General features: G+C 60.2%; 10 protein-coding genes. 8 read left to right on the forward strand and 2 right to left on the reverse strand.

Annotation, left to right across the window (positions count from 1 at the left end; all coding sequences use genetic code 11):
* The first annotated feature begins 60 nt into the window (after positions 1-60).
* The 8 genes from RHP74_RS13180 (at position 61) to RHP74_RS13215 (ending at position 10,439) form a co-directional block, all read left to right on the forward strand.
* Positions 61-951 (forward strand): NAD(+) kinase, encoded by an 891-nt coding sequence (locus RHP74_RS13180; RefSeq protein WP_010459816.1) that lies wholly within the window; start codon positions 61-63, stop codon positions 949-951.
* Positions 948-1,922 (forward strand): metallophosphoesterase, encoded by a 975-nt coding sequence (locus RHP74_RS13185; RefSeq protein WP_370654424.1) that lies wholly within the window; start codon positions 948-950, stop codon positions 1,920-1,922. Before RHP74_RS13180 ends, RHP74_RS13185 begins: the two co-directional genes overlap by 4 nt.
* Positions 1,919-2,788 carry a rhomboid family intramembrane serine protease gene (locus RHP74_RS13190; protein WP_145310144.1) on the forward strand — a complete coding sequence of 290 codons (870 nt, stop codon included), beginning with the start codon at positions 1,919-1,921 and terminating at the stop codon, positions 2,786-2,788. The genes RHP74_RS13185 and RHP74_RS13190 overlap by 4 nt, the downstream gene beginning before the upstream one ends.
* 30 nt (positions 2,789-2,818) lie before the next feature.
* A complete protein-coding gene (locus RHP74_RS13195; RefSeq protein WP_010459822.1) occupies positions 2,819-3,079 on the forward strand; it encodes a YeaC family protein in 261 nt (86 codons plus the stop codon).
* Complete coding sequence (locus RHP74_RS13200; RefSeq protein WP_311099850.1) at positions 3,076-3,906, forward strand: DUF2797 domain-containing protein; 831 nt, start codon at positions 3,076-3,078, stop codon at positions 3,904-3,906. Before RHP74_RS13195 ends, RHP74_RS13200 begins: the two co-directional genes overlap by 4 nt.
* Positions 3,907-3,916: 10 nt before the next feature.
* Positions 3,917-6,574 carry an aminopeptidase N gene (gene pepN, locus RHP74_RS13205; RefSeq protein ID WP_145310142.1) on the forward strand — a complete coding sequence of 886 codons (2,658 nt, stop codon included), beginning with the start codon at positions 3,917-3,919 and terminating at the stop codon, positions 6,572-6,574.
* A 384-nt stretch (positions 6,575-6,958) separates the two neighbouring features.
* On the forward strand, positions 6,959-8,026 hold the full coding sequence (locus RHP74_RS13210) for a YCF48-related protein (RefSeq protein ID WP_083376878.1): 1,068 nt from the start codon (positions 6,959-6,961) through the stop codon (positions 8,024-8,026).
* A 28-nt stretch (positions 8,027-8,054) separates the two neighbouring features.
* Positions 8,055-10,439: an RND family transporter gene (locus RHP74_RS13215; RefSeq protein WP_311099854.1), complete on the forward strand. Its 2,385-nt coding sequence runs from the start codon at positions 8,055-8,057 to the stop codon at positions 10,437-10,439.
* Positions 10,440-10,552: 113 nt separating this feature from the next.
* On the opposite strand, the gene RHP74_RS13220 is transcribed toward RHP74_RS13215, so the two are convergent.
* Complete coding sequence (locus RHP74_RS13220; RefSeq protein ID WP_010459832.1) at positions 10,553-11,272, reverse strand: FadR/GntR family transcriptional regulator; 720 nt, start codon at positions 11,270-11,272, stop codon at positions 10,553-10,555.
* Positions 11,273-11,460: 188 nt separating this feature from the next.
* A complete protein-coding gene (locus tag RHP74_RS13225; RefSeq protein WP_010459835.1) occupies positions 11,461-13,197 on the reverse strand; it encodes an IlvD/Edd family dehydratase in 1,737 nt (578 codons plus the stop codon).
* Positions 13,198-13,285: the final 88 nt, after the last annotated feature.

Raw genomic sequence — 13,285 nt, forward strand, 5'->3', positions numbered from 1 at the left:
ATTTTGTCTATCCCGCGCTTTCGCCCATAATCGTGTTTTTCACCGTCGCGCAGGAACCCCATGGAGCAATTTCGTAATATCGGCATCATCGGTCGCCTGGGCAGTTCGCAGGTGCTGGATACCGTCCGCCGACTGAAACGGTTTCTGCTTGATCGTCACCTGCACGTGATTCTCGAAGACACCATCGCCGAAGTCCTGCCCGGTCATGGCCTGCAAACCTCGTCTCGCAAGATGCTCGGCGAAGTCTGTGACATGGTGATTGTGGTCGGCGGTGACGGCAGCCTGCTTGGCGCCGCGCGTGCCTTGGCCCGACACAATATTCCGGTGCTCGGCATCAACCGGGGCAGCCTCGGTTTCCTGACCGACATTCGCCCGGATGAACTGGAAGTCAAAGTCGCCGAAGTGCTCGATGGCCATTACCTGGTGGAAAACCGCTTCCTGCTGCAAGCCGAAGTCCGGCGCCATGCCGAGGCCATCGGCCAGGGCGATGCGCTGAACGACGTGGTCCTGCACCCGGGCAAATCGACGCGGATGATCGAATTCGAGTTGTACATCGACGGCCAGTTCGTCTGCAGCCAGAAGGCCGACGGCCTGATCGTCGCAACGCCCACCGGTTCGACCGCCTATGCGCTGTCGGCGGGCGGGCCGATCATGCACCCCAAGCTCGACGCTATTGTGATTGTGCCGATGTACCCCCATACCTTGTCGGGCAGGCCAATTGTGGTCGATGGCAACAGTGAGCTGAAAATCGTCGTGTCCAAAGATATGCAGATTTACCCGCAAGTCTCCTGTGACGGGCAGAACCATTTCACCTGCGCGCCGGGCGACACCATCACCATCAGCAAAAAAGCCCAGAAACTGCGGCTGATCCACCCGCTCGACCACAACTACTATGAGGTCTGCCGGACCAAGCTTGGCTGGGGCAGCCGGTTGGGTGGTGGAGGCGACTGATGCTCGATCCCGCGCGTAGCTACGACCTGATCGGTGACGTGCACGGTTGCGCTCTGACCCTTGAGCACTTGCTCGACCGGCTCGGTTATCACAAACAAGGTGGCGTCTGGCGGCATCCATCGCGCATGGCGGTGTTCGTCGGCGACATCATCGACCGCGGCCCGCGGATTCGCGAGGCGCTGCATATCGTCCACGACATGGTCGAGGCCGGTCAGGCGCTGTGCATCATGGGCAACCATGAATTCAACGCCCTCGGCTGGGCCACGCCGGCGCCGCCAGGCAGCGGCAAGCAGTTCGTGCGCGAACACACGCCACGCCATGCGCGTCTGCTCGGTGAAACCCTGACGCAATTTGAACATCACCCCGGCGACTGGCATGACTTCCAGCAATGGTTTTACGAACTGCCATTGTTTGTGGATGCCGGGCGTTTCCGCGTGGTGCACGCCTGCTGGGATGCCGGCCTGATCGAGCCGCTGCGCGCGCTGTTTCCCGATGGCTGCGTCGACGAACATTTCCTCCAGGCCTCGGCCGTGCCGGGCAGTTTCGCCTGCACCGTGTTCGATCGTTTGCTGCGCGGGACCGACATGCGTCTGCCCCACGGGCTGACCATGACCAGCGGCGATGGCCTGACGCGTTCGTTCTTCCGCACCAAATTCTGGGAAGACGACCCGCAAACCTACGGAGACATTGTGTTCCAGCCCGACGCCTTGCCCGAACCCGTGGCCCAGACGCCCCTGTCGTCCACCGAAAAAAATACCTTGCTGCGTTACGGCGTCGATGAGCCGCTGTTGTTCGTTGGCCATTACTGGCGCAGCGGCAAACCGGCGCCGATCCGTCCGAACCTGGCCTGCCTGGATTACAGCGCGGTGCTCTACGGCAAATTGGTCGCCTATCGCCTGGATCAGGAAACCCGCCTCGACCCGCACAAGTTTGTCTGGGTCGATGTCGAGCGGCCGGAGGTGTTGCGATGACTACCGTTGCTGTTTTACGCCTGCCGCTGGCCGTGGATTTGAGCGGGTTCGTCAAACTGCTGCAACGCATGCAGGTGCCGCATCGGGTCAGCGAAGAGTCCGGTGAACAGGTGCTGTGGGTGCCGGCCAATATCAGCGAAGACGTCCGTTCCTTATATGAACGTTTCCCGGCGGGCGACCCTGATCAGCAGCTGGACATTCCGGTCGCGCAAACCACCAGGCGGCCTGGTTTCGTCGAGCAGATGCGCCATGCCAAGGCAACCGGCTTGGTGTTGCTGCTGAGCCTGATCGTCGGTGCGGTGACGCTGCTGGGGGAAAACCTCGACACGCTGCGTTGGCTGACCTTCCTCGATTTTCGTATCGTGGGCGAGTACATCCATTTTGTGCCCTTGGCCGACAGCCTGGCGGCGGGGCAGTGGTGGCGTCTGGTGACGCCGATGCTGATCCACTTCGGCATCCTGCACCTGGCCATGAACGGCATGTGGTACTGGGAGCTGGGGCGGCGCATCGAGTCGCGTCAGGGCAGCATCAACCTGATCGGCTTGACCTTGCTTTTCAGCCTGGTGTCGAACTACGCCCAGTTTGTTTTCAGTGGCCCGACCCTGTTCGGCGGGTTGTCCGGGGTGCTTTACGGCCTGCTCGGGCATTGCTGGATTTTCCAGATATTGTCGCCGAACCCGGCATATCGCCTGCCGCGCGGCGTGCTGGTGATGATGCTGGTGTGGCTGGTGCTGTGCCTGTCGGGCCTGGTCTCGATGATCGGTTTTGGCGAAATCGCCAACGCAGCCCATGTCAGCGGGTTGCTCGTCGGATGCTTGACCGGTTTGTTGGGCGGTTTGTACAACCGCCGTAAACTGGCCGTCTAATCAGTTATGTATTAAAGAGCGGAGCCCTTGATGTCCTCTTTTAACGAAATGATTCAAAACATCACCCCCGATATCTACCAGAGCCTGAAGCTGGCGGTGGAGATCGGCAAATGGTCCGACGGTGGCAAACTCACCGCCGAACAACGTGAATTGTCGCTGCAAGCGATGATCGCCTGGGAAATCCAGAACCTGCCCGAGGAAGAGCGTACCGGCTACATGGGCCCGCAGGAATGCAGCTCGAAGTCGATCAGCGTGCCGAACATCCTGTTCAAATCGGATGCCATCCATTGATTGAGATTGGCCGTGGTGCAATCAGCAAAATGTCGGCGCGCCTTGACGGGCCGAACGTGCAGTACGCGTTTCGTCTGGATGACGTCGAGGTGCCGGTCAATCCCTTGATCGGCAGCACGGTGCGTCTGGAATATCTGGGGGCGATTCATTGCACCCATTGCGGGCGCAAGACCAAAACCAGTTTCAGCCAGGGGTATTGCTATCCGTGCATGACCAAACTGGCGCAGTGCGACCTCTGCATCATGAGTCCGGAGCGTTGCCACTACGACGCTGGCACCTGCCGTGAGCCGGAGTGGGGCGAGAAGTTCTGCATGACCGATCACATTGTGTATCTGTCGAATTCGTCCGGGGTGAAAGTCGGGATTACCCGCGCCACCCAGCTGCCGACTCGCTGGATCGACCAGGGCGCCCGTCAGGCGTTGCCGATCATGCGCGTTTCGACCCGCCAGCAATCGGGGTTTGTCGAGGACCTGTTCCGCAGTCAGGTGGCGGACAAGACCAACTGGCGTGCTTTACTCAAGGGCGACGCGGTGTCGGTGAACCTGGCCGAGGTTCGCGATCAGTTGTTCGACAGCTGCGCCGAAGGGTTGCAAGGTTTGCAGGAACGATTCGGCCTACAAGCAATCCAGACCATTACCGACGTAGAAACCCTCGAAATCCGCTATCCGGTCGAGCAATACCCGGCCAAAATCGTCAGCTTCAACCTGGACAAGAATCCGATTGCCGAAGGCACGTTGTTGGGGATCAAGGGCCAATACCTGATTTTCGACACCGGCGTCATCAATATTCGTAAATACACGGCTTATCAGCTCGCCGTGCATCAGTAAGGACTCCAGCATGCGCACCGAACAACCGAAGATGATCTATTTGAAAGACTATCAGGCGCCCGAGTACCTGATCGACGAGACGCACCTGACCTTCGAGTTGTTCGAGGACCACAGCCTGGTCCATGCGCAACTGGTGATGCGCCGCAATCCCGAGCGCGGCCCGGGCCTGCCGCCGCTGGTGCTGGACGGCCAGCAACTCGAGCTGCTGTCGGTCACCGTGGCTGACCGCGAGCTGAGCGACGCTGATTATCAGCTGACGGAAAACCACCTGACCCTGCACCCGACCAGCACCACCTTCACGGTCGATACCAGCGTCAAGATCCACCCGGAAACCAACACCGCCCTGGAAGGTTTGTACAAATCCGGCACGATGTTCTGCACCCAGTGCGAGGCCGAAGGCTTCCGCAAGATCACCTATTACCTCGACCGCCCGGACGTGATGAGCACGTTCACCACCACGGTCATTGCCGAGCAGCATAGCTATCCGGTGTTGCTGTCCAACGGCAATCCGATTGCCTCCGGTCCCGGCGAAGACGGCCGGCACTGGGCGACCTGGGAAGACCCGTTCAAGAAACCGGCGTACCTGTTCGCGCTGGTGGCCGGTGACTTGTGGTGCGTCGAAGACAGCTTCACCACCATGAGCGAGCGCTCGGTGGCGCTGCGCATTTATGTCGAGCCGGAAAACATCGACAAGTGCCAGCACGCGATGAACAGCCTCAAGAAGTCGATGCGCTGGGACGAGGAGGTCTACGGTCGCGAGTACGATCTGGACATCTTCATGATCGTCGCGGTCAACGACTTCAACATGGGCGCCATGGAGAACAAGGGCCTCAACATCTTCAACTCCAGCGCCGTACTGGCCCGCGCCGAAACCGCCACCGATGCCGCGCACCAGCGTGTCGAAGCGATCGTCGCGCACGAATACTTCCACAACTGGTCGGGCAACCGCGTGACCTGCCGCGACTGGTTCCAGTTGTCGCTCAAGGAAGGCTTCACCGTGTTCCGTGATTCGGGCTTCTCCGCCGACATGAACTCGGCCACCGTGAAACGCATCCAGGATGTGGCTTACCTGCGTACTCACCAGTTCGCTGAAGACGCAGGCCCCATGGCTCACGCCGTGCGCCCGGACAGCTTCATCGAGATTTCCAATTTCTATACCCTGACCGTGTACGAAAAGGGTTCGGAAGTGGTCGGCATGATCCACACCTTGCTCGGCGCCGAAGGCTTCCGCAAAGGCAGCGACCTGTATTTCGAACGCCATGACGGCCAGGCCGTGACCTGCGACGACTTCATCAAAGCCATGGAAGATGCCAACGGTGTCGACCTGACCCAGTTCAAGCGCTGGTACAGCCAGGCCGGTACCCCGCGTCTGGCGGTGAGCGAGTCCTACGACGCCGCCGCGAAAACCTACAGCCTGACTTTCCGCCAAAGCTGCCCGGCGACCCCGGACAAGGTGGAAAAACTGCCGTTCGTGATTCCTGTGGAATTGGGCCTGCTTGACTCGAAAGGGGCGGCCATTGCGTTGCGTCTTTCCGGTGAAGACCGCGCCCAAGGCGCTTCGCGGGTGATTTCGGTGACCGAAGCCGAGCAGACCTTCACCTTCGTCGACATCACTGAACAGCCACTGCCTTCATTACTGCGCGGCTTCTCGGCGCCAGTCAAACTGAGCTTCCCGTACAACCGCGATCAACTGATGTTCCTGATGCAGCACGACAGCGACGGTTTCAACCGCTGGGATGCCGGTCAGCAATTGTCGGTTCAGGTGCTGCAAGAGCTGATCGCTCAGCAGCAAAAGGGCGAAGCACTGGTGCTGGATCAACGTCTGGTTTCTGCTTTGCGCACCGTGCTGTCCGACGAGACGCTGGACCAGGCGATGGTTGCGGAAATGCTCTCGCTGCCGGGTGAGGCGTATCTGACCGAAATCAGCGACGTGGCTGACGTCGACGCCATCCATATCGCTCGCGAGTTTGCCCGCAAGCAATTGGCTGAAGGTTTGTTCGAGGCGCTGTGGTTGCGTTATCAGGCCAACCGCGATCTGTCGAAGAAAACCCCGTATGTGGCCGAGGCCGAGCATTTCGCCCGTCGTGCCTTGCAGAACATCGCGCTGTCGTACCTGATGCTCAGCGGCAAGCCGGAAGTGTTGGCGGCGACGCTGGAACAATTCGAGACCAGCGACAACATGACCGAACGCCTGACCGCGCTGGCGGTGTTGGTCAATTCGCCGTTTGAAGAGCAGAAGGCCTTGGCGCTGGCGAGTTTTGCCGAGCACTTCAAGGACAATCCGCTGGTCATGGATCAGTGGTTCAGTGTCCAGGCGGGCAGCACGTTGCCCGGTGGTCTGGAGCGCGTTCGTCAGTTGATGGAGCATCCGGCGTTCAACATCAAGAACCCGAACAAGGTGCGGGCATTGGTCGGCGCGTTTGCCGGGCAGAACCTGATCAACTTCCATGCGGCGGACGGTTCCGGGTATCGCTTCCTGGCGGATCTGGTGATCGAGTTGAATGGCTTCAACCCGCAGATCGCTTCCCGCCAGTTGGCGCCGCTGACTCGCTGGCGCAAATACGACGACGCCCGTCAGGCGTTGATGAAAGGCGAGCTGGAGCGGATTCGTGCTTCGGGTCAGCTGTCCAGCGATGTGTTTGAAGTGGTCAGCAAAAGCCTGGCTTGATCCCTGTTCCGCGGAGTACCTGATCATTCCCACGCTCTGCGTGGGAATGCATCCCGTGACGCTCCGCGCACAGCCTCTACAGCGGACGCAGAGCGTCCATGGCGGCCTTCCCACGCAGAGTGGGAACGATCTTCACGATCTTGCTTAACATCACCCCTCCGAATGCCTCCCCATTCATCCGCACCCGCTATCGCTCCAGTTAACAAAACATAACGTGGCGTCGATTGTCAGACCTTTCCAAACCCCGATAGGATAAGCCAGCTTCCGAAGGGGCTCTAGATTGCGCATTTCAGGACTATGCTCCAGAACAGGCAATCCCGATGAGCACCCCTTACGGCGCCCTGAAAGGTTGAACGACCTAACAATAATAATGGGGGAAGGTCTATGAGTGAGCCTGTCATGGGTGTGGGTATCTGCCGCCCGCCGGCATTACGCAAGTTCGCGTTGCTGGCCACAGCGCTCTCGCTGTTGGGTTGTGCCGTGCTGTCGGCACCTGCGGTGGCCGCTGCGGCGCCAGCGTCCGACACTGTTTATGCCGTTGAATCTGCCAAAGCCAGCAAGAGCCTGATGCTCGACGTCGTGCACGTCGGCAAGCGCCTGGTGGCTGTGGGTGATCGCGGGCACATTCTGTATTCCGATGACCAGGGTGCAACCTGGACCCAGGCCAAAGTGCCGACCCGGCAATTGTTGACGTCGGTGTTTTTCGCCGATGACCAACACGGCTGGGCCGTCGGCCATGACGCTCAGATCCTCGCCAGCGAGGACGGTGGCGCCACCTGGACCAAGCAATTCGAAGATTTGAAACGCGAATCGCCGCTGCTCGACGTCTGGTTCCAGGACGTCAACAGCGGCTTTGCCGTGGGCGCCTACGGTGCGTTGCTGGCCACCACCGACGGTGGCAAGCACTGGGAAGATGCCAGTGATCGCCTCGACAACGAAGACCAGTACCACCTCAACGGCATTGCGGCGGTCAAGGATGCCGGGCTGTTCATCGTCGGGGAGCAGGGCAGCATGTTCCGCTCCGCCGACTGGGGCCAGACCTGGGAAAAACTGGAAGGCCCATACGAAGGTTCGCTGTTCGGCGTGATCGGCACCGCTCAGGCCAACACACTGCTGGCCTACGGGTTGCGGGGCAATCTGTTCCGTTCGACCGATTTCGGCACGACCTGGGAACCGGTCGAACTCAAGGCTGCTCGCGGTGCGCTGGAGTTCGGTCTGTCCGGCGCGACGCTGCTCGACGACGGCTCGATTGTCATCGTCGGCAACGGCGGCTCGGTGATCCGCAGCAACGATAACGGCGAAACCTTCAGCGTGTTCAACCGCCCGGATCGCATTTCCGTTTCGGCGGTGACCGCGGCAGGCAACGGCAATCTGATTCTGGCAGGTCAGGGTGGCGTTCGCGTCACCACGCCAACCGGCGCAGAGAATGGCAAAAACGGGTCGTCCAAATGAGCCGGGCAAATAATAAGAAGGCGGGTCTATGACATCCTTGAGCAGTCATCACCAAGACAAGGCGACGTTTCTTGAGCGCCTGATTTTCAACAACCGCCCGGCAGTGATCGTCATCTGCCTGCTGGTCAGCATCTTCCTGTTCTGGCAGGCGACGCTGATCCGGCCGTCCACCAGTTTCGAAAAAATGATCCCCCTCGATCATCCCTTCATTCAAAAGATGATGGAACACCGTAACGATCTGGCGAACCTGGGCAACACGGTGCGCATTTCCGTGGAGGCCACCGACGGTGACATATTCTCCAAGGAATACATGGAGACCCTGCGTCAGATCAACGACGAAGTGTTCTACATTTCCGGCGTCGACCGTTCCGGCCTCAAGTCGCTGTGGAGCCCGAGCGTGCGCTGGACCGAGGTGACGGAGGAGGGCTTTGCCGGTGGCGAAGTGATCCCGCAGAGCTATAACGGCTCCCAGCAAAGCCTCGACCTGCTTCGCAACAACGTGCTCAAGTCCGGTCAGGTCGGGCGTCTGGTGGCCAACGACTTCAAGTCGAGCATCGTCGACATCCCGCTGCTGGAGTCCTACCCGGACCCGCAGGATCAGGGCAAGTTGCTGGCGCTGGACTACCGCAAGTTCTCCCACGAGCTGGAAGAAAAGATCCGCGACAAGTTTGAAGCGCAGAACCCTAACGTGCAGATCCACATCGTCGGTTTCGCCAAGAAAGTCGGCGACCTGATCGATGGCCTGGTCATGGTGGTGATGTTCTTCGGCGTCGCCTTCGTCATCACCCTGATCCTGCTGTACTGGTTCACCAACTGCATGCGCAGCACCGTGGCGGTGTTGAGTACGACGCTGGTGGCGGTGGTCTGGCAGTTGGGGTTGATGCACTTCTTCGGTTTCGGGCTTGATCCGTATTCGATGCTGGTGCCGTTCCTGATCTTCGCCATCGGTATTTCCCACGGCGTACAGAAGATCAACGGGATCGCCTTGCAGTCCAGCGAAGCCGACAACGCCTTGACCGCCGCACGACGCACGTTCCGCCAGTTGTTCCTGCCAGGGATGATCGCGATCCTTGCGGACGCGGTGGGCTTCATCACGCTGTTGATCATCGACATCGGTGTGATTCGTGAACTGGCCATCGGTGCCTCCATCGGTGTCGCGGTGATCGTGTTCACCAACCTGATCCTGCTGCCGGTCGCCATCTCCTATGTCGGCATCAGCAAGCGCGCTATCGAACGCAGCAAGAAAGACGCGCACCGCGAACACCCGTTCTGGCGCCTGCTGTCGAGCTTTGCCAGCCCGAAAGTCGCACCGGTGTCGATCGTCCTGGCCTTGCTGGCCTTCGGTGGCGGCCTCTGGTACAGCCAGAACCTGAAAATCGGCGACCTCGACCAGGGTGCCCCGGAACTGCGGCCGGACTCGCGTTACAACAAGGACAACAACTTCATCATCAGCAACTACTCGACCAGCTCCGACGTATTGGTGGTGATGGTCAAGACCAAGTCCGAAGGTTGCTCGCGCTACGAAGCCATGGCGCCGATCGACGAACTGATGTGGAAGATGCAGAACACCGAGGGCGTGCAGTCGGCGATCTCCCTGGTGACCGTGTCCAAGCAGATGATCAAGGGCATGAACGAGGGCAACCTGAAATGGGAAACCCTGTCGCGTAACTCGGACGTACTGAACAACTCCATTGCCCGTGCCGATGGCTTGTACAACAACAGTTGCTCCCTGGCGCCGGTGCTGGTGTTCCTCAACGACCACAAGGCCGCCACCCTGGATCGCGCCGTGCATGCGGTGCAAGACTTCGCCAAGGAAAACAACAAGGACGGCCTGGAGTTCATCCTCGCGGCGGGTAACGCCGGTATCGAGGCGGCGACCAACGAGGTGATCAAGGAATCCGAGCTGACCATCCTGATCCTCGTTTACATCTGCGTCGCGACCATGTGCATGATCACCTTCCGTTCCTGGGCGGCGACCTTGTGCATCGTGCTGCCGCTGGTGCTGACCTCGGTACTCGGCAACGCCCTGATGGCCTTCATGGGCATCGGCGTGAAAGTCGCGACCCTGCCGGTCGTTGCGCTGGGGGTGGGGATTGGCGTGGACTACGGCATCTACATCTATAGCCGTCTGGAAAGCTTCCTGCGTGCAGGCCTGCCGTTGCAAGAAGCCTACTACCAGACGCTCAAGTCCACTGGTAAAGCCGTACTGTTCACCGGCCTGTGCCTGGCGATCGGTGTGTGCACCTGGATCTTCTCGGCTATCAAGTTCCAGGCCGACATGGGCCTGATGCTGACCTTCATGCTGCTCTGGAACATGTTCGGCGCGCTTTGGCTGCTGCCGGCGCTGGCTCGCTTCCTGATCAAGCCGGAGAAACTGGCGGGGCAGAAGGGCAATTCGTTGTTCGCTCACTGATCCCTGGCTGAAATAGAAAAGCCGCAACCTGGGTTGCGGCTTTTTTTCATCTGGGGATTAACACAACCCTTTGCAGGAGCCGGCTTGCTGGCTCCTAAAAAGGACCGCGTTGGTTATGAGGGATCAGTGCCGAGCACGACGTTCAGCGCACTGCGCGCATCGTCGAGCTGAACGAGGGTCGCATGCCGCGCACCCAGCGCATCGCGGTTCTCGATCGCCGTCAGGATCGCCTTGTGTCGGGGCAGCGCCAGTTCATGCAGGTTCGGCCGCTGGTTGGAATGTTTCAGCGCTTCAGCAATCGCCACCGACAGCATGTTGCACAGGTTGGCCAGCAGATCGTTGTGGGTCGCATCGGCGATGCGGCTGTGAAAATCCAGGTCCGGCTGCAACAGCGCTTCCGGCGTCGGTGCGGCTTCCATGCGCTGGTAGGCTTCACCGATGGAGGCGATGTCTGCGTCGGTCGCGAACTGCGCGGCGAGGGCGGCGGCAGCGGGTTCGATGATGCTGCGCACGCTGGTCAGCAACTCGAAAAATTCATTCTGCGGGCTGCTTTGCATTAGCCAGTGCAGCACATCCGGATCGAGCATGTGCCATTCCTTGCGCTGCTTGACCACGGTGCCGACCCGCGGACGGGAATACACCAGGCCTTTGGCAACCAGCACGCGGGTGGCTTCGCGCAGCACCGGGCGGCTGACCGCGTACTCCTCGCACAGCAGGGCTTCGGCGGGCAGTTTGTCGCACGGTTTGAAGCGCCCGGAAACGATCTGCATGCCCAATTCCTGGACGATGCGCGAGTGCATGCTTTTGCGGTCGGAGGGTTTGCGGTAATCCATGGGGAACGGCGCGATCCTGTGCGATGGAGATGCCGCGCATGATAGCAGGCGCGGACCCGGTCCTGAATCAGATGAAGAGCCAATGTGGAAGTGAGCCTGCACGCGATAGCGGTCGTTCAGTCAACATCAATGTTGAATGTTCGACCGCTATCGCGAGCAGGCTCGCTTCTACAGGGGGATTGATGTGATCAGTGAGAGTGGCGCGGGACTTCGGAACCGCGGCAGCCAACCAGGAAGTCGAAATCGCAGCCCTGATCCGCTTGCAGCACATGGTCGATGTACAGCTGACGATAACCGCCCACGATCAGATTTTGCGGCGGTTGCAGATCCGCCATGCGCGCAGCCAGTTCAGCATCCGGGATGTCCAGGTGCAAACGCCCGTTGGCGCAATCCAGTTCGATCCAGTCGCCTTCCTTCACCGTCGCCAGAGGTCCGCCGGCCGCTGCTTCCGGGGCCACGTGCAAAACCACGGTGCCATACGCCGTGCCGCTCATGCGTGCGTCGGAAATGCGCACCATGTCCGTCACGCCCTGGGCCAGCAGCTTGGCCGGCAAGCCCATGTTGCCGACTTCGGCCATGCCCGGATAACCCTTCGGCCCGCAGTTCTTCATCACCAGAATCGAGTTGGCATCGACGTCCAGGTCCGGATCGTTGATCCGTGCCTTGTACATGTCGAAGTTCTCGAACACCACCGCACGCCCGCGATGCTGCATCAATTCGGCACTGGCCGCGGATGGCTTGAGCACTGCACCGAGGGGCGCGAGGTTACCGCGCAATACGCAAATGCCGCCATCGGCGCGGATCGGGTTGTCGAGGGTGCGGATCACTTCGTCCTGGCCATAGATCGGCGCGTCCTTGGTGTTCTCGCCCAGGGTTTTGCCGTTGACGGTCAAGGCGTTCGGGTTGGGGATCAGGTTAGCTTCACCGAGGCGACGCAATACCGCTGGCAGGCCGCCGGCGTAGTAGAACTCTTCCATCAGGAAGCGCCCGGACGGTTGCAGGTCGACAATGGTCGGCATGCCGCGACCGATGCGGGTCCAGTCATCCAGGTCCAGCTCGACGCCGATACGACCGGCGATGGCTTTCAAGTGGATCACGGCGTTGGTCGAGCCACCGATGGCGGCGTTCACGCGGATGGCGTTTTCGAAGGCTTCCTTGGTCAGGATCTTCGACAGCCGCAGATCTTCACGGACCATCTCCACCGCGCGCATGCCGGACATATGCGCCAACACATAACGCCGCGCATCCACCGCGGGAATCGCCGCGTTGTGGGGCAGGGACGTGCCCAGTGCTTCGGCCATGCAGGCCATGGTCGACGCCGTGCCCATGGTGTTGCAGGTGCCGGCCGAACGGGACATGCCGCCCTCGGCCGCGAGGAAATCGTCAATCGTGATGGTGCCGGCTTTGACTTGCTCGCTGAGCTGCCAGACCACGGTGCCGGAGCCAATGTCCTGGCCTTTGTGCTTGCCGTTGAGCATCGGCCCGCCGGTAACGACGATGGCCGGCACGTCGCAACTGGCCGCGCCCATCAGCAGCGCCGGGGTGGTTTTGTCGCAACCGGTCAGCAGGACCACGCCATCAATCGGGTTGCCACGGATCGCTTCTTCAACGTCCATGCTTGCCAGGTTGCGGGTGAGCATGGCGGTAGGGCGCAGGTTCGATTCGCCATTGGAGAACACCGGGAATTCCACCGGAAAACCACCGGCCTCGATCACCCCGCGTTTGACATGCTCCGCGATCTGGCGGAAATGCGCGTTGCACGGGGTCAGTTCCGACCAGGTGTTGCAGATGCCGATGATCGGCTTGCCGTGGAACTGGTGGTCGGCGATGCCCTGATTTTTCATCCAGCTGCGGTACATGAAGCCGTTCTTGTCAGCGGTGCCAAACCATTGGGCGGAGCGCAGGTTGGGTTTTTTATCGGACATGATCGATTCTCTTATTGTATGACTATATTGTTCGAGCTAAGGCGTAACATAAGCGCAATTTCGCCGGTTTGGAAGTGTTGTTGGTTAA

It is taken from the genome of Pseudomonas sp. SG20052, assembly GCF_031766055.1.
Lineage (GTDB): Bacteria > Pseudomonadota > Gammaproteobacteria > Pseudomonadales > Pseudomonadaceae > Aquipseudomonas > Aquipseudomonas mandelii.

What these genes read in the sequence shown, in the direction of transcription:
- RHP74_RS13225 (WP_010459835.1), bottom strand. Translation starts at nt 13,197, where the DNA reads ATGTCCGATAAAAAACCCAACCTGCGCTCCGCCCAATGGTTTGGCACC.
- RHP74_RS13210 (WP_083376878.1), top strand. Translation starts at nt 6,959, where the DNA reads ATGAGTGAGCCTGTCATGGGTGTGGGTATCTGCCGCCCGCCGGCATTA.
- pepN (WP_145310142.1), top strand. Translation starts at nt 3,917, where the DNA reads ATGCGCACCGAACAACCGAAGATGATCTATTTGAAAGACTATCAGGCG.
- RHP74_RS13180 (WP_010459816.1), top strand. Translation starts at nt 61, where the DNA reads ATGGAGCAATTTCGTAATATCGGCATCATCGGTCGCCTGGGCAGTTCG.
- RHP74_RS13190 (WP_145310144.1), top strand. Translation starts at nt 1,919, where the DNA reads ATGACTACCGTTGCTGTTTTACGCCTGCCGCTGGCCGTGGATTTGAGC.
- RHP74_RS13195 (WP_010459822.1), top strand. Translation starts at nt 2,819, where the DNA reads ATGTCCTCTTTTAACGAAATGATTCAAAACATCACCCCCGATATCTAC.
- RHP74_RS13215 (WP_311099854.1), top strand. Translation starts at nt 8,055, where the DNA reads ATGACATCCTTGAGCAGTCATCACCAAGACAAGGCGACGTTTCTTGAG.
- RHP74_RS13220 (WP_010459832.1), bottom strand. Translation starts at nt 11,272, where the DNA reads ATGGATTACCGCAAACCCTCCGACCGCAAAAGCATGCACTCGCGCATC.